This window comes from Rhodococcus sp. NPDC055024, from assembly GCF_053608585.1.
The window spans coordinates 229884-247160 of the sequence record NZ_JBSGVT010000001.1 but is presented as its reverse complement, the minus strand read 5'-3'; the positions used below and the strand labels follow the sequence as shown (position 1 = coordinate 247160).

Below are 17277 nucleotides of genomic sequence, written 5' to 3'. Positions count from 1 at the left end.
AAACATTTGCTTGTGCTGAATAGTTAGCGGCAGGAACATTGTCGAGTGACCACTCTGACCTCCTCGACCACGCACACACCGACACCCACCCGAATTCCTCGGGGGCGCATCGACCCTCGATTGCTGGTCGTCGGAGGCGCAGCTGCGATCTCGATCAGTTCGCTTCTCATCAAGCTGGCCGATGTCGGGCCCTCGACGGCCGTTTTCTTCCGTTGCTTCCTGGCCCTGCCGCCACTGGCGTGGTTGGCGTGGCGGGAGTACCGCCGGGTGGGCAAGCCGAGCCGGCGGGCGGTCGTTCTTCAGGTGTTCGGCGGCCTGCTGCTCGGGCTGGATTTTGCGTTGTGGTCGCAGTCGATTCTCATGATCGGCGCAGGGATGGCGAGCGTCGTCGTGAACGTGCAGGTGGTTGTGGTGCCCGCACTGTCCTGGCTGGTCTTCGGCAATCGGGTTCCGATGCGCTTCGTGTTCGCCCTACCGTTCATGTTCACGGGAATTGCCTTGGCGGGCGGCGTGTTCGGGGGTGGGGAAACCGGCGACGACTTGCTGTGGGGAACTGCGCTCTCGCTCGTCTCCGGAATCGCCTACGGCGGCTACATCTTCGTGGTCGGCCGTACGGGCGAGGCGGATCGGGCAGCGAGCCAGGTGTTGATCTCGACGACGTCCGCGGGCATCGCCGGCTCCGTCATCGGATCACTGTGGGGCCGGATCGATTTCGTCCCGGGTTGGGAAGCGTTCGGCTGGCTCGCGGCACTGGCGCTGGTCGGTCAGGTGTTCGGCTGGATGCTGATGGGGCACTCGCTCCCTCGGCTTCCCGCCGAGGTGGGCGCGACGCTCCTGCTCATGCAACCGGTGCTCGCCGTACTGCTGGCGGTTGTGCTGCTCGGCGAACGGCCAGGCGTTGGGCAACTACTCGGGTGCGTCGTCGTTGTCGGAGCGGTCTCGGCCGTCTCCGTACGTCGCACCCGAGCAGTCACCCGAGTTGGTAGTGCCGGCTAGTGCACCCGCATCTCGCCGGGCATCCACATGCCCGAGCGGGTTGCGGTCCCCGTCTCCACCTCTGCCGGAACAGCATTCGGGAAGTACCGGTCGTAGCGCTCGAGTGAGCCCCAGTCCCGCGCCCAGTCGTCCTTCAGGTACGTCGGAACCGTCGTAGCACCGGCGAGGACCTCGGTGAATCCGAGCGGGCCACCGTTGTCCGCGGACTGCCAGGTGTCGGTGGAGCTGACGGCCAGGGGACGGTCCGGGAGGATACGGAAGTTCGGCATCTCGGCCACGCCGTTCTGATGTGTGAACGGACGTTGGCACGGGAACTGAAGGCCGACAGCCCAGTCCAGGAGAACCGGCTGCTCGTTGCCGATGTACGAGTTCAGGGACTCGAGCTTGGGCACGCGCGGCGGCGTGAATGCCATCCACTGATCGCCCGTGAGGTTGGGATCGAACGCGACCACGCGAACGGCGTCGGCGTCCGGCGCGAGTTCGTCGATGGGGATACGGACGTTGCGCCACGACGGTGCGGGTCCGATGTCTCGCGGCATGTACGAACCCTGAACCTGCACGGTTCCGTCGGGCTGCGTCTGGCCGTACTCGACCAGCAGCGACTGGCCGTACGTGATGGCACCCGTGTTGTCGACGGACCACACGCGCCCGGCGACGGACATGACCACCAACGGTGATTCCTCACTGCGAGTGGGTAATCCGTACCAACTCGAGATGAGGGAAGCGGGTTCCTGCACGCCGGGCTGGTAGCTGCCCATGACCGGCGTCTTCGAAGGATCGAGACCGAAGGGGAGCTTGGCCGTGCTGCCGTTGACGCCGACGTTGCCGGTGCCGCCGCTGGTTCCGGCGCCGGAGCCGGTGGCGAAGCTGGGGCCGACACTCTGGTTGTCGGTATTGCCCATGCCCTGCTTGACCTCGATGTAATCCGCAGTCAGATCGCTGGGAACCCCATTGGGGGAGAAGCCCTTCGAATCAACTCCGGACAGCGGATCCTCGGCGTTGAATCCGGGAGCGGTCAGTGGCCGCAGATTCCCGGAATTGACGTCGGTCTCCACCAGTACGTCCTCGGCCATGCCGCAGGTCTTGCCCGCGAGTGCCTCGACGTTGCTTCGACCCAGTGAATACGCCGGGTACTGCGACACTGCGCCCTTGAGTAGGGAGAGCACCTCGAAGAGGACCATCAGACCGGCAATCACGGTGAGCGGGGCGGCCGCGAACTTGCGAATTCGTCTGCCCTTGGCCGTGTTCGGCTTCTCGGGCGGAGCTGCAAATCCCTCACGCAGGTACTGCCATGCGGCAAAAGCCAAGGCGAGAGCAAAGAGTGCGAGGAACAGTGTGTTGGATTCACGGCCGTCGTAGGAGATGGTCTTGTCGAACCACGGCACGCCGTAACTCGAGACGTACCAGTAACCATTGATGCCGGCGAACGTCAACGCCAGCATCAGGAGCAGTCCGGCCACGAACACCGATCGGTTACGACGCGAGCGCAGGGCCGACGCGGACACGGCGACGGCGGTCAGCGCGGCGAGAGAACCGGCGATGCCCGCGTACGCACCGAAGTGGTGAGTCCACTTGGTGGGGTTGAACATCATCAGGAACATCGTGCCGAAGACGACGCCGACGAGGCGCCACGACGGACCGGTTGCGGCGCCGGGGACGCGGCCGCGGCGCAGCAACACGAAGAGCGTCGTGAAGAGGCACAGGATCATCGTCAAGAACGCGAAGCGTCGGGCAACCGAGCCGTCGACCGTCTGGACGAAGAGGTAGTAGTAGCGCAGGAAGTCCTGGTACCAATCGAGATTGGGGCCGATGATCGTTCGGACGCGGGTGGCTTCCATGACGCCGGCGAAGGTCTGATCGGCGAAGATGACCACCAGCACGATGGTTCCGGCGGCGGCGATCGGAGCGAGAAGCGGCAGTGTGCCGACCAGCCGGTGACGCTTGACGACAATGCGCACCAAGGGGCGGACACCGGCGAGAAGAGCTGCGATACACATCAATCCGGTGGGCGCTGCGGCAAGAGTGAAGGCGCCGATCAAGATCGCGGTCGCCGCAGGGAAAAGGCGTCCGGTGGCGATGGCGCGCTCGATGGAGCACCAGGTGAGCAGTGCGCCGAGAGCCACGATGGGCTCGGGGCGAAGACCGTTGTTGTACGCCAGCCAGAAGGACAGGAACACCAGCCCGCCGGTCCAGAGGGCGACGTTGCTCCGGCGAACAGCCCGGCCGAGACGCGGGACGACCTCGCGGCTGATGACCATCCAGCACAGGATTCCGGCGAGCAGAGCGGGCAGACGCATGAACGGGCTCGCGGTCGAGATCTTCGCCATTACGGCCAGCACTTCGTAGTACCAACCGAACGGGGCCTCGGGAACGCCGAACCAACGGAAGTAGTTGGCCATGTATCCCGCGTCCGGCGAGACTCGGGCCATGGTGAGGAGGTAACCGTCGTCGGCGGTGTTCGCGCCGATGAAGTGCCAGACGACCAGCGTTCCGACCACAACCCCGTCGATGCCGGAGAACTTCCACCAGCGTTCGGGAAGGAATCGTCGGTGCTTGCGGCCGTCGGTGCCGTCGAGGCGGGCAAGGGCGACCAGAGCGACGATGGTCGAGAGGACGGCCACGATCATCGCGATTAGCTTCAAGACGCTGGGGCTCGACGAGAATCGTGAGTCGATCGTCATCGAGAAGCCGAGGCCCTCAGGGGCAGCGCCGTCCGGCAGGTCGCTGAAGACACCGACCACCTGAGGGCGGAAGTCACCGTCGAGCTGACCGCGAACCGGGTTGCCGTCGGGATAGGTCAGACCGACGAACTCTGCCGTGGTCCGGTTGACGTCAGAACTGAACGCGATGGCGCCGCAGCGACTCGACTCGACGTCCTCGCGCGCCGCCGAAGCGACGACGACGTTGCGATCGAGCACGTCGACGCTGGTCGCGGACACCCGGACGAACATCGACGAGAGTGCCGCGCCGTCGCCCTGTGCTGGCGCCGTCGACAGCAGGATGCCGCCGCCCTCGGGCAGCGAGCTGACCGCGGTGCAGGGGATCGACGCGTTGACGTCGATGGGAACCTGCGCCATCAGAGGTGCCTCGACGTCACCGATCATGCCGTTCTGCGGCCAGTTGACCGACGCCGTCGTCTGCACGACGGAAAGCAGCGGAGTTGCCAGTGCGAGCACGAAGCCGAGCAAGCCGGCGATGATCGCAACCCATCGAGTGCGATGGAAACGCTCGCGGGCATCCTGACCAGCAGGAGGCGGCGAACTCGAAGTCTGAGGTGAAGCTGTCACTGCGTCGGGCACGGCTACCGATGGTATGTCAGGGCTGAGCGTGGACCTACCGTGCCCAGGTGGTTGGTAGGTCCACGCGTAACAGTTACGACTGGTAACGAATCGGGCCCGGCGTCCAGGTACCCGAACGGGTCTCGGTGGTGACGTTCATTTGCGCGGGAACTGCATCCGAATCGAGCGGTGCGTACTGCTCGAGCGAACCCCAGTCCCGATCCCAGTCGTTGTCCAGGTAGGTCGGCAATGCCCTGGCCGAGAGCAGTTCGGTGGTCCAGCCGAGCGGTCCGCCGCCGTAGTGGTCCTGCCAGGCGTTGGTGGACTCCGCGCCGATCCGGTCGGGCAGAATGCGCCACTCGGGGATCTCGGCGACGCCGTACAGGTGATCCACCGGACGCTGGCACGGGAAGGCCAGGCCGACAGCCCAGTCCATCAGCACCGGATCGGTGGATCCGACGACGTCCTGCAGCGTGCGCATGGGCGGCACTCGCGGCGGTGTCACCGCCAACCACTGATCTGCACTGATGTCGGTGTCACTGGCCACCAGACGCACGGTGTCGGCGTCGGCGGGCAGTTGATCCATCGGAACACGCAGGTTGCGCCACGACGGCGACGGGCCGATGTCGATCGGATCGACACGTCCCAGCGCGTCGACGCTCCCGTCTGCCTGCTTCTTGCCGTACTCGACCTGCAGGACCGCACCGGGGGTGACGATGCCGTCGGAGTTGACGTAGCGGATGCGTCCGGCGGCCGCGACGGTCAGGAGCGGTGCGGCGTCGTTGCGCTCGGGCAGTGAGTACCAACCGGTGGTCAGCGCAGCGGCCTGCGCCGCCCCGTAACTACCGAGCACCGGGGTTTTTGCGGGGTCGAGCCCGAACGGGAGCGCGACGTTGCTGCCGTTGACGCCTGCCGTCGACTGCGAGCCACCGGCGGTGCCGGATCCGGTTCCCGGCGTGGTGGTGCCGGACTGAGAGGTCGAGGTGTCGAGGCTGTTTGCACTGCCTGCCGTCGAGTCTTCTGCGTCGGCCGTGAGGTCGCCTGCAACCCCGTCCGGCGAGAATCCGGTCGACTCACTCGCGCCGAACGCACCCGCGCCGGCGAGATCGGTGGGCCGATCCGTCAATTGCAGAACGCCGGCGTTCGGATCGGACTCGACGAGTACCTCGCCCGCGAGACCGCAGCTTCCGCCGAAGACGGATTCGATGTTGGACTTGCCGATCGAATACGCGGGGTACTGAGCAACGGCTCCCTTGAGTAGGGACAGCACCTCGAACAGCACTACGGCTCCGGCGGCGATGGTCAACGGTGACGGGGCGAGAAGGCGGAGTCGTCTGGTCTTCTTGACGCTGTCTTCCACACCGTTTCGCTCGCGCGGCTCCATGACGTGGTACCACGCGGCCAACAGCAGCGCGAGGATCGTCAGACCGAGGAAGGCCGTCGAGAATCCCTTGCCGGCGATTGACGGCGGCTTGTCCCACCACGGGACGCCGTAACTCGAGACGTACCACCAGCCGTTTGAGCTGGTGAACGCCACAGCGAGGATGAACAGGATGCCCGCGGCGAACAGTGCGCGGTTTCGTTTCGAACGCATGCTCGACGCGCTCACGCCGACGGCGGCGAGCACGGCAACCGTGGCGGCCAGACCGGCGTACACACCGAAGTGGTGGGTCCACTTGGTGGGGGTGAACTGCATCAGGAGCAGTGACGCGAACACGATGCCGAGGATCCGGCGCGACGGCCCGATCGCAGTGCCCGGGATCCGGCCCTTGCGCAGGATCATCATGACGCAGAAGACGAGTCCGACGATCATGACGAACATGCCGAAGCGGCGCGCCAGCGAACCGTCGGGGGAGATGGTCATCAGTGCGTCCCAACGCAACCGTTCCTCGAACCACGGAACGTTCGGCCCGACTGCCGTTCGCACCCTGGTCGATTCGAGAACTGTCGCGAGGGTTTGATCTGCGAAGACCGCGACAAGCACCACGGTTCCGGCCGCAAGGATCGGCATGATCTGAGACAGGAAGCCGACGCGTTTGCCGCGGGCGATCAGGATCTGCAGGATCGGCCGGGCGCCGGCGATCAACGCCCCGATCGCGATCAGCCCGGAAGGTCCGGCGGCCAACGAGAATGCGGCGATCAGCACGGCCATCGCGGCGGGCAACAGACGTCCGGTAGCTATGGCGCGTTCGATGGAGCACCACGTGAGCAGTGCGCCGAGGGCGATGATGGGCTCGGGACGCAGGCCGTTGTTGTACGGCAACCAGAAGGCCAGGAACACGAGCCCGCCGGTCCAGATGGCAACCTTGTTGCGGCGCACCGCAACACCGAGTCGCGGGATCACCTCGCGGCTGATGACCATCCAGCACAGGATGCCGGCGATCAACGCGGGCAGGCGCATCCACATGCTCGCGGTGCTGACCTTCGCGAACAGCGCCAGCACGTCGTAGTACCAACCGAACGGCGCTTCGGGGACTCCGAACCAGCGGAAGTAATTGGCCATGTACCCGGAGTGCTCCGAGACTCGGGCCATGCCGAGCAGGTAACCGTCGTCGGAAGTGTTGGCGCCGAACACATGCCACAGAGCCAGCGTGCCGATCACCAGGGCGTCGATGCCGGTGAACTTCCACCATCGCGCCGGCAGGAAGCGCCGCGCACGACGGCCGTCGACGCCGTCGATCCGGTGCAGTGCGTATAGCGAGACGATGGTCGAGAGTGCCGCGACGATCATCGCGAACAGTTTGAGAAGTGTGGGGCTGGACGAGAACCGGGAGTCGACGTCCATGTGGGCGGACAGTCCGGCGGGCGCTGCGCCCTGCAAGTCGGTGAAGATGCCGACAACCTGTGGGCGGTAGTCGCCGGTCAGGGTGGTGCCGACGCCGTCGATACCGGTGACGGCCGCGACGGTCTGCTCGGAGTTGGTCGTGATGGTGAGCGCGGTGCATCCGCCGAGTTGATCGAGCGGAGCCGAGATCAGAACCGAATCGCGAGTGAGTGCTTCGAGGCGGTCGGCAGTGGTGCGGACGGTGAGGCCGCGGGCGTTTCGGTCCGGCGCCCCGTTCGGCATGGTCGAGAGCAGTGTGCCGCCGCTGCCGCCCAACTGATCGAGGGTCGAACACGGGATGGTGATGTCCAGCGACGTGGGCGAGTAGGAGATCAGCGGCGACGAAACGCTGTTGACGGTCCCACCCTGCGGCCAGTCGATGCTTGCGGCTTCCTGCTTGACGGGCAGGAACGGCGTTGCCAGTGCGAGAAGCAGGCCCAGAAGGCCGGTGACTATCGCGATGAGTCGTGCCGTCCGGACTCTCTGGGAATCCGATTCTCGGGGAGCTTCGGGGCCAGTGGGCACGGGTTTCGGGGGCACTACTACTTCAGACGGCACAAGGAACGATGTTAGGCGAGTGTGGGCCCGCACATCCTGAGAGAACTACTCAGGATGCAACTTCCTGTTCGGATTGTGGTGTTTCAAGTGTTCGGGCGATGGTGTCGAGTGAAATACCCAACACTTCCGCGACCGCGCTGATGGTGAAGAAGGCGGGTGTCGCGATGCGGCCGGTTTCGATCTTGCGCAGCGTTTCGACCGAGATGCCGGCGTCGAGCGCTACCTGAACCATGCTTCGGTCTCCCCGCGCCGATCGCAGGAGTTCACCCAGTCGTAGTCCTCGTTCGAGTTCTTCCGCCGTCAGCGGTACGCGCACCATGTGCTTATAGTAATACCGGTATAGTTATTCGACAAGGAAGGTGTTCGAGATGGTCGAAATCAAGACCGCAGGCGAAATCGACGCGATGGCGGCGGCGGGAAGAATTACCGCGCAGGCTCTGGCTGCAGCGCGTGAGGCGGCGAGCGTCGGGGTGACGTTGCTCGAATTGGACGCCGTTGCCGCGGAGGTTATTTCGGCGGCCGGTGCCTCGGCACTGTTCTTGAACTACCGGCCGGCAACGGCGCCGACACCGTTCCCCGGTGCCATCTGTGCGAGCGTGAACGATGCTGTGGTGCACGGTATCCCGAATGGGTACCGACTCCGTGACGGCGACCTGGTCAGCATCGACTGCGGCGCGAGACTCGACGGATGGTGCGGTGACTCTGCCATCAGCTTCACCGTCGGGCAGGGGAGCAGTGGGGATCAGGCACTGATCGACGCGACCGATCAGGCACTGGCCCGCGGCATCGCCGCGGCCCAGCCTGGAAACCGATTGGGCGACATCGGTGCCGCGATCGGACAGTACGCGCGCGGCCTCGGATACGGCATGCTCGCCGATCACGGTGGTCACGGCATCGGCCGTGAGATGCACGAAGGACCGGACGTGCCAAACGAAGGTCGAGCAGGCAAAGGCTTCCGGCTGCGTCCCGGCCTGGTCATCGCCATCGAACCGATGCTCATCGCCGACGGAACCGACGACTACCGGCACGACGCCGACGGGTGGACCCTTCGTACCGTTTCGGGCGCCAGGGCTGCGCACAGTGAGCACACGGTCGCGATCACCGAAGACGGTCCGGTGATCATGACTCGCTGATCAACCCCGCCGTTGACTAGCTCTGGTTCGAGGTCTTGCCGCTCACGAGGTCTCGTACGTCCCACACCCACACGTCGTCGACGCGCTTGGCATCGAAGCCGACCAGTTCGTCGACCGTGTGACGCAGGGCCTCGTCACCTTTGAATCGCGGAAGTACCAGTACGTCGGCGTGCCAGTAGCGCAGGTCGGTCAGTGCGTTCGCCCTGGTGCCCACGTCGATCAACGGGACCTTGCCGGTTTGTTTGGTATTGACCAGCAGGGTCGAGGTGGGCCGGGACTCGGCGCCGTAGATTCCGGCGCGGGTCTTCGAATCCGGGCCGACGAAGTATCCGCCGGCAATCGGGAACCCGAAGTCGGCGTCGACCTGCCAACTCAGTGCGCGGGCGTCTTCCGCGCTCGCGACGGGGACCGTCACCAGGGTGCCGTCGCTGACGTAGTTCTCCCACGAGCCGCTGGTGATGAATTCGGGCGTCGCAGATCGTTGATCGGCGTCGATTGGTGTCGGGATGAGAGGAATCATCGCGACGGCGAGTGTCACCAGCCAGACACCGGCAGCAGTGCGGCGCGGTCCACGAAGTTCGACGAAAGCGCGGTAGGTGCCGAGGGTGAGCAGCAGTCCGATCGCCGGAATCGCGCCCATGGCGAAACGGGATTCGAGCACCGATTCGAACAGCGGCAGGTCGGCGAGAAGTTTCCACGGCAGGGTGATGCCGGTCCTGTCGCCGTCGATGATCAGTTCGGAACCGAGCGAGAGCACACCCATGACCACGATCACGGCGGCGGCAGCGCGGGTCAGACGGATGCGCCACAGCCACACCGTGGCACCGAGGAGCAGGATCACCAGCGGCCACCCGAAGTACGCGTTCTCCTCGGTCGGGTTCATCCGGAACTCGGCGCCCTCAGGATCTCCCGCAACCGACTCGGTCGGGAACGTGGTGAGGGCAGCGGTGTCGTTGCCGGCCTGACCGTGTGAGACGCCGTCGTAGCTCGCTGGGCCGAAGAACTGCGACCACAGCGGCACTGCGGTGATCAGGAGTGTGACTGCACCGCCGATCACGAGGCCGGGCATCGCACGCTTGATCGCCTGGCGTGACTTGGCCAGGTCGGGCAGGGCGTATGCGGCGCCGAACACCATGGCCGACATCGTGAAGATGAGGAGTGGCTCTTCGCCGAGGAAGATCTGCCACGCGACGAGCAGGCCGAGAACGATTCCGTCGCGAACCGGACGCTTGCCGTTCGAGATGCGCACGACCTGCAAGAAGATGAACGGAAGGACGAAGAACGCGACGAAGTTCGGATGGCCGTTGGCGTGCGAGATCATGGCCGGTGCAAATCCGCAGAACCCCGCGCCGACGGCGGCGGCGACCTTGGAGCGGACCGAGACGCCGGTCAGTACGTGCCTCGAGAAAGCCCAGTACCAAGCGATGGCGGTGCCGCCGAGGCCGGCGGTCAGCCCGATCGCATACGTGGCCGTCGGTCCGAAGATCAACGTGATCGGGGCCAGCGGGATGCTGATCCCGAACATGGCGGTATTGGCCATCAGGTTCACGCCGAGCGGGTAATTCTGCAGGTCACTGAACAGCGGGCTGCGGAACTGCGCGAGAGCGTGGGCGGTGTCGGCGAAGAACCATTCCCACATCGCCTGGTCGCGCCCCGCATTGAAGAGGTAGCCGGACTGCAGATCGCTCCACAGGTTCGACATCACATAGACCGCAGCGACGGTGAATGTCACCATGATCGCGAGATCGACCAGACGACCGCGCTGGACGACCGAGCGCCGCACTGCTGAACGGACTCGCCCTGGACGTGCTTCTTCGAGCAGTTGGACGTCGGGCAAGGTCTCGGTCATGCAGTCGGTGCCTTTCGGTTCTGGCGCCCATCCCTGAAGTGGCGATCTCAGAAGTTCGGGGTGGCCTACTTAGGTCTCGATTCGATAACTTCCACTGTCAGAGTAACGAACAAAACGGTTCGCGTCCGCGAGCGGGCGCAGTCATCGGGACAAACCGGTCCGCCCGACTTGTCCGGAAAGTAATGTTTTTGTGCATCGTTTGACGGGTTCGTGACCGGGGTATCGCAACAAGGATCTTGCTCGCGTTTGTTCAGGCAGCCCCGACGAATCCCATCCTCGACGAAGAGTTGGAACCTACGTCCGGGGCCTATACCGGATGGGATGGTGCTTGTGCATGTCGAAGACAGCAGTTCGTAGTAGCGCAGTGGGAGCAGTGGCCCTGTTGGCCGTTGTCCTGGGGGGTGGGACGGCGTCGGCAGGCGTCGACAACACCAGTTCGATCACCGACGTCAAAGGAAATCGGATAGAGGTCTACCAGGCTGATACCGCTATCCACGTCTTTCCGCCACTCGACAGCTCGCCGCTGAGCGTCGAGTTCTTCCACGACGGGGTTGCCGGCGTGAAGATCGACGGGCCGGATGCAGCAAGTTTCACCGGAACCAAGCTGACGATCGGCTATCAGATCGGTTACCCGATCGCGTTGACCGGCGCGACGGTCGTTCTCAACAGTCCCGGTCTGGACTGGGCGATAGACAGTGGCACCGACATCGGCATCGGACTCATACCAGACCCGGCGCTGGGCGTGGACTTCACCAATCACTTCATTCTCGGCGGTGACATCATTCCGTCGCAGGAACTCGATGTCGATCTGGCGCCGGGCGGTATCACCGACGTCGCGCTACTCGAGGATCAGACATTCGACGGTCCCGAGGCCGCTGTCCGCCTGTCCGGTATTCACGGATACGTACAGGGAGCAATCGGGCCGGTGACTATCAGACCGTACGCGAAGGCAGTCACGTCGAATGGCGATACCGTCGTCACTTACGGTGTACCGCAGAGGCTTTAGCGGAAGCGGGTGCTCCCGCCGTCACGCTGCAACAGCGTGATGGTGGGGGCTCTCCGCCTTGCGTATGGTCGAATCGGTGCCGCGTATAGGCGAAGCGTCTGCCCAATGGGCACTGCGGGAAACACTGACGAGTTTCGCGACCAACCGTGCCGCGATCCACACGAGGTACACGGCGGTGATCAGAAGCAGGAGTGCCCAGTCGTGCGCGAAGAATCCGACTATCCCGCCGACCGTGAACGCGAGGGCGACAAAGACGACACGTCCGCCCACATCGGTCTCGACCAGGTACTCGGGCTCGACCGGATCGTCGGGTTCGCTCGATTCATCGATGTCCCCGGCCGATTCGGCCTTGGACCTCTCGTGGTGTTCGGTCGGGATCTCAAGTAGCTCACCCCATTCGAGCACCGCAACGGTGTGCGCGGTGTCGGTCGGGATCGTGCGGTAATCGCGAGACTCGGAAACGTCGATGAGAGCCCTTGCCAGAGTGAGGACTTCGATGCGGTTGCGAATCGCGACGCTCAGCACTTCGTGAAAGGCCTGCTCGCGCCCGAACGGTTTGCCGCGTGCAATGACCAGAACATGCTCTGCGGAATCGAGAACTGCACGATGCGGTACTAGCTCGCGGCTTTGCGCAACGAGTTCGCTCACTGTCATCACCTACCCCGCCGGTGGTTGATGCGGCCGTTTGCTCGACTGCGCTTGGAGGGGCTGAGTACCCCGGCAGTTTCGGAAACAAACTCGCCGGGTGGCGTGTCAGATTTGCGCAGCCGGGGCCGAGAGTGCTCCGAGGCAACTTTCGATCAAGTCAGCAGCGATCACGTGAGCCCGATCGCGGCTGTCGACGCGACCCTCCCACGTGGCAAACGTGACGACGGTGAGCACGGTCAGAGTTCCCGCCCGAAGTTCGGCGATGTCTGTCGGCAATGAAGATGCGGCGATGATCCGCCGCTGAACTTCGCGGAAGCTCTCGGCCTGCATGTGATCGCGGATGGTCGACGACATTGCCGGGTCGAAGATCGACTGCACCAGGAACCGCGCGTACAAAGTGCCCTCGCGGTAGATGGTCTGTTCTGCCAACGGCAGGACGAGAGCCTCGACGAGGGCACGCATGGTCGGCGGATTCGGGTCGAGATCGATCATGTCGAGAAACTCACGCCGACGGTCAGCGGCAGGTCGCATTCTGGACTCGACGACTGCCGCCAGCAAACCTTCACGTGAACCGAAGTGATACTGCGCGGCCGACTTGTTGGCCTGCCCGGCTTCGGTCTGAACGTCACGAAGCGTCAGAGCGGCCAGGCCTCGTTCGGCAACCAGACGCTCGGCTGCATCGATCATTGCCGCTCGGGCATCGGTTCGGGTCACGGTATGAAGTTAGGGGTGCGTCGGGGTCGCGTCAACGACCCCGACGGTAAGCCTTTTGTGACGTATCTCCTGGTTAGTTCGCGTCAGAGCGGGTAACGACCACAAACGGACCCTGCTCTGTGACGGTGAAACGAGGATCGTCGAACAGTTCCTTGGGGAACGTGACCGTGTAGCGGCGGACGTTCGGGTCGTTGGGATAGACGTCCTCGGCCAACCGCAGTGTGTACCCGTCGGCGCCCTGGCGGAAGACGAAGGCGTCGGGGCTGCGCCACGGCGCCGAGTCCAGCGCAGCTATCAGTTCGTCAGGGGTCTTCAGTTCCGACCACTGCTCGATCAGCGCGGCGCGCGCACGGAAATCGGCGAGGGGGTTTGCGTAGTGCGACGTCAGCCCTTGGAAACCGAAGTACGGGTAGAAACTCAGGAAGCCGATGTCGGCGGTGAGCACCACCGTGTCACGGGGTTCGCGTCCCAACTGCTCGCGGATGATCCGGTCGATGTCGGCGTAATTGGCCTCGGCGCCCGGTGGTCGCTTGTCGCCGCGCTCGCCGTTGCCGTCGGTATCGCTGTATGCCACAGCGATATCCGGCGCCAGTACCTGCGGGATGTTCTGCGCGAAAGCGATGGCTCCGATGACACCGAGTGCAACGAGTACCGCTTTGACTCGGGGATTCTCGCTGGTGGCCAGCACGATCCAGGCCGCGAACTCGAAGAAACCGAATACGCCGGCGGCCGCGAGAAGTCCGATCAGTACCGGCTCGAGCCGGAATCCGAGGAGCGTGCTGCCGGCAACGGTGAACGTCATGGACAGCAGCGCCCACAGGTACACGGCGATGACGCCGATACCGAGTGCTCGGGCGCGGCGGGAGAACAGGAACCGCGAAATCAGCCAGACCGTGCCGAGCAGGCACAGGCCGCCGACGAGCGAGAAACTCAGCATCGGGAAGGGCAGCACCGCACCGGAATCTGGGAGGTAGTGCATCGCGGTGCCGGACTCTGCAGTGGCACCGGAGAGTGCCTTCAGCAGGTACGGCGCCCAAACGGTCAGAGCAACCAGACCCGAGATGATTGCAATTGCTGCAAGTCGAATGAGGGGTCCCAGTGCGGCTTTCCACGTGTTCTGGGCGCGGGCGGCAAGTACTGCGGCAACGACGGCCATCAGAGTCACTGCGAACGCGGCGAATCCGAGATACAGCGTGTAGACGGTTGCGGCAAAACCGAGGAACAGGCCCGTCCCGAGAATTGCGCCGGCTCCGGCAAATCGAGAAGCACCCGGGCGATCGAGCGCACCCCACGCCAGGATCAGCACCGGCGGGATCAGGAGGTTGATGACGGCGCCATACGCCTCGGGGGAGTTGTACGCCAACACGACGGCAGTTACGGCCAATGCTGCGACGACGGCCCAATCGCGTCGAATCAGCTTGGTCCACAACACGAGTGCTACGACGGCGACGACCGCCAGGGAGCCGATCGCGTACGGCTTGAACGCTTCCCAACCGTCCATACCCAGCAAGTTGGCGACGCGTCCACCGACCCAGAACCAGCCGGCCGGGTAGAACGGCGGCAGATCCACGTACGTCATGTCCTGCAGCGCAGCCGAATCCGTCAGCCGGGTCAGGTACTCGGTGCGGAACTGCTGATCGACCGAGACGCCGTGCAGATACAGACTCGTCGCGGCGAGGGGAAGTCCGAGCGTCGTGGTGACGAAGCCGGAGAGCCCGGCCCACGAGAGGAGTTTTGCGACCCGCTCGGCCTTGCGGGCACGGAACATCAGAACCGCAATACCGACCACTGCGATGCAGAGCACCTGCAGCACCGTCGTGACTGCCTGCGTGACGTTGGAAGAGGTGAACGCCGGCCACTGCACTCGGCCGAAAGCAAAGAGCCCGACAGCAGCTACAACAGCGGCGACCAGCGCTCCGAGGGCCATTTCCACCACCGTCGCCGCGGCATTACGCCACGGCGACGGGGTCGAAAGGTCTGTACTCGGAGCAGTTGTTGTTTCTGGCACGGGAGGAGCTTAAACCGGCAACTTCCGGAAGATCGGGCGCGGCACGTGGCGCAGGCCCATCATGACGAAGCGCCAGGGGCCGGGAGTCCAGACGATTTCCTTACCCTTGTCCGAGGCGGCAACAGCGAGCTTCGCGACGATGTCCTTGTTGACCGTCAGCGGGGCTTCCTTGACGTGGGCACTGAACTGGGTGCGCACCATGCCGGGCCGAACGACGGTCACCTGCGGTCCGAATTCCGCGAGAGCCTCGCCGAGCCCGAGGTAGAAGCCGTCGAGGCCCGCCTTGGTGGAGCCGTAGACGAAGTTGGCACGCTTGACTCGCTCGCCGGCTACGGACGACATCGCGATGATCTTGCCGAAGCCCTGGGCCTTCATCTTCTCGCCGAGAAGAACACCGACCGAGACGGAAGCGGTGTAGTTCACGTTTGCGACCAGTACGGCCTTGCGCTGGTTCTGCCACAGCTCTTCGGAGTCACCGTCCAACGCAAAGGCGACGATCGCGACGTCGACGTCACCGTTCGAGAACGCCTGGTCGATCACCTTCGGGTGCGACTCGAAATCAACGGCGTCGAAGTCGATGAGCTCCACCGAGGTGGCGCCCTTGGCTTCGAGTTGCTTGACCGCAGCTTCGCGTCCCGGATCGCCGGGGAGCGCCGCCAGAATGACGCGCAACGGCGACTTCTTCAGGTACTCCTCACAGATGGCGAGGCCGATCTCGGAGGTTCCACCGAGAAGCAAAACGGTTTGCGGGTTACCTACAGCGTTGATCACAGTTCCAGCCTTCTGGACATATCGGAGGCGAAAACGCCTGTGGGGTCGTACTTGCGGCGCGTCGCGATCCACTCGTCGATACGCGGGTACATGGCGTGGAAGGTCTCTGCGGACGTCCGCGAATCCTTGGCCGTGTACAGGCGTCCGCCGAATTCGAGGACACGCTTGTCGAGTTCGGTGACGAACTCGTTCAGGCCCGGCTTGATGCGGAAGTCGACGCAGATGTTCCAGCCCGGGATCGGGAAGCTCAGCGGCGCCTGATTGCCTTCGCCGAAGAGCTTGAACACGTTGAGGAAGGAGTAGTGCCCGCTGCGCTGGATGTCGACGATGATCTTCTTGAACTCGTCGACGGCCTCCGGCGGAACCACGAACTGGTACTGCAGGAATCCGTTGGATCCGTACGCGCGGTTCCACTCACCGAACATGTCGAGCGGGTGGTAGAACTGCGTCAGATTCTGGACCTTGCCGCGGTACTTGCCGGACTTACGGAACCAGACCTCACCGATCGCGGTGAAGTTGAATTTGTTGGCCAGCCCGTTCGGGAAGACGTCGGGGAACGTCAACAACTGCGGTGCATCGAACGCGAGCGGGTTCTTCTGCAGCTTGGCCGGAAGCTGATCGAGCTTTGCCAACGATCCGCGCGAGACTGCCGCACGACCGAGCTTCGGGGGCGCGGAAATCGCGTCGAACCAAGCGCTCGAGTACTCGTAGTTGGCTTCGCTGCCGTCGCTGTGCAGCGCGATGGTCTCGTCGAGGCTGTTGGTGACGTCGCCGTCGGCGATGAAGTACGCCGTCTCGGTCGGGGTCATCTTGATGGTGGCCCGCAAGATGATGCCCGTCAGGCCCATGCCGCCGATCGTGGCCCAGAACAGCGCGGCCTTGGGGTCGTTGCGCCCGCCCTTGGGGGTGAGGGTGCGAACCTTGCCGTCAGCCGTCAGCAGATCCAACGACACGACGTGGTTGCCGAAGCTGCCCGCGCTGTGGTGGTTCTTGCCGTGGATATCCGAGCCGATGGCGCCGCCGATCGTGACCTGACGAGTACCCGGCAGGACCGGAACCCACAGGCCGAACGGCAGAGCAGCCTTCATCAGCTGATCCAGATTCACGCCGGCGTCGACGTCCACCAGAGCGGTGTCGCGATCGATGCGGTGAATGCGGTCGAGTGCATTCATGTCGATGACCAGGCCGCCGGCGTTCTGCGCTGGGTCACCGTACGAGCGGCCGAGGCCTCGCGCGATGACGCCGCGTCGCAGATGCGAGGGCTTGGAATCGTTCTGTTCCGCAACCTGGGCGACCGCGTTCGCGATCACTTCCACGTCGGGGGTGGACAGCACCTGTGCAGTGGTGGCGGCGGTGCGTCCCCAACCGGTGAGGGTGCGGGCTTGGGTGTGGAGAGCCGGCTTCGGCGTCTCTTCTGCTGTCGTGGACATCAAGGTAGAGGTTACCTGGGAGTAGTGCCGACGGCTCCGACTCGAGTGGTTACTCTCGTCGT

General features: G+C 64.3%; 12 protein-coding genes. 3 read left to right on the top strand and 9 right to left on the bottom strand.

All coding sequences use genetic code 11. The annotated features are described in order from the left end of the window. Nucleotides 1-45: 45 nt before the first annotated feature. On the top strand, nt 46-996 hold the full coding sequence (locus ACWF6P_RS01170; protein WP_452619665.1) for a DMT family transporter: 951 nt from the start codon (nt 46-48) through the stop codon (nt 994-996). On the opposite strand, the gene ACWF6P_RS01165 is transcribed toward ACWF6P_RS01170, so the two are convergent. The 3 genes from ACWF6P_RS01165 to ACWF6P_RS01155 all read right to left on the bottom strand — a co-directional run bounded on the left by ACWF6P_RS01165 (nt 993) and on the right by ACWF6P_RS01155 (nt 7975). Beyond that, complete coding sequence (locus tag ACWF6P_RS01165; protein ID WP_452619664.1) at nt 993-4295, bottom strand: arabinosyltransferase domain-containing protein; 3303 nt, start codon at nt 4293-4295, stop codon at nt 993-995. The genes ACWF6P_RS01170 and ACWF6P_RS01165 overlap by 4 nt on opposite strands. Nucleotides 4296-4368: 73 nt before the next feature. Then, a complete protein-coding gene (locus ACWF6P_RS01160; protein ID WP_452620427.1) occupies nt 4369-7623 on the bottom strand; it encodes an arabinosyltransferase domain-containing protein in 3255 nt (1084 codons plus the stop codon). An 82-nt stretch (nt 7624-7705) separates the two neighbouring features. After that, complete coding sequence (locus ACWF6P_RS01155) at nt 7706-7975, bottom strand: helix-turn-helix domain-containing protein (RefSeq protein ID WP_003943854.1); 270 nt, start codon at nt 7973-7975, stop codon at nt 7706-7708. Nucleotides 7976-8024: 49 nt separating this feature from the next. On the opposite strand from ACWF6P_RS01155, the gene map reads away from it, so the two are divergent. Next, nucleotides 8025-8789: a type I methionyl aminopeptidase gene (map, locus tag ACWF6P_RS01150; RefSeq protein WP_378540781.1), complete on the top strand. Its 765-nt coding sequence runs from the start codon at nt 8025-8027 to the stop codon at nt 8787-8789. A gap of 16 nt (nt 8790-8805) precedes the next feature. Here the strand turns inward: map and ACWF6P_RS01145 are convergent, their stop codons facing one another. Continuing rightward, entirely contained in the window at nt 8806-10638 is a 1833-nt protein-coding gene (locus tag ACWF6P_RS01145) for a glycosyl transferase (RefSeq protein WP_452619663.1), read from the bottom strand. A 334-nt stretch (nt 10639-10972) separates the two neighbouring features. On the opposite strand from ACWF6P_RS01145, the gene ACWF6P_RS01140 reads away from it, so the two are divergent. Continuing rightward, nucleotides 10973-11644 carry an MspA family porin gene (locus tag ACWF6P_RS01140; RefSeq protein WP_452619662.1) on the top strand — a complete coding sequence of 224 codons (672 nt, stop codon included), beginning with the start codon at nt 10973-10975 and terminating at the stop codon, nt 11642-11644. A 21-nt stretch (nt 11645-11665) separates the two neighbouring features. On the opposite strand, the gene ACWF6P_RS01135 is transcribed toward ACWF6P_RS01140, so the two are convergent. From ACWF6P_RS01135 to ACWF6P_RS01115, 5 genes are all read right to left on the bottom strand, one after another. Next, a complete protein-coding gene (locus tag ACWF6P_RS01135; protein ID WP_378536557.1) occupies nt 11666-12298 on the bottom strand; it encodes a hypothetical protein in 633 nt (210 codons plus the stop codon). A 99-nt stretch (nt 12299-12397) separates the two neighbouring features. Next, nucleotides 12398-13006: a TetR family transcriptional regulator gene (locus tag ACWF6P_RS01130; protein WP_378536559.1), complete on the bottom strand. Its 609-nt coding sequence runs from the start codon at nt 13004-13006 to the stop codon at nt 12398-12400. 73 nt (nt 13007-13079) lie between these two features. Beyond that, on the bottom strand, nt 13080-14933 hold the full coding sequence (locus ACWF6P_RS01125; protein WP_452620426.1) for a galactan 5-O-arabinofuranosyltransferase: 1854 nt from the start codon (nt 14931-14933) through the stop codon (nt 13080-13082). A gap of 90 nt (nt 14934-15023) precedes the next feature. Then, nucleotides 15024-15785 (bottom strand): decaprenylphospho-beta-D-erythro-pentofuranosid-2-ulose 2-reductase, encoded by a 762-nt coding sequence (locus ACWF6P_RS01120; RefSeq protein WP_452619661.1) that lies wholly within the window; start codon nt 15783-15785, stop codon nt 15024-15026. Further along, entirely contained in the window at nt 15782-17215 is a 1434-nt protein-coding gene (locus ACWF6P_RS01115) for an FAD-binding oxidoreductase (protein WP_230817627.1), read from the bottom strand. The genes ACWF6P_RS01120 and ACWF6P_RS01115 overlap by 4 nt, the downstream gene beginning before the upstream one ends. Nucleotides 17216-17277: the final 62 nt, after the last annotated feature.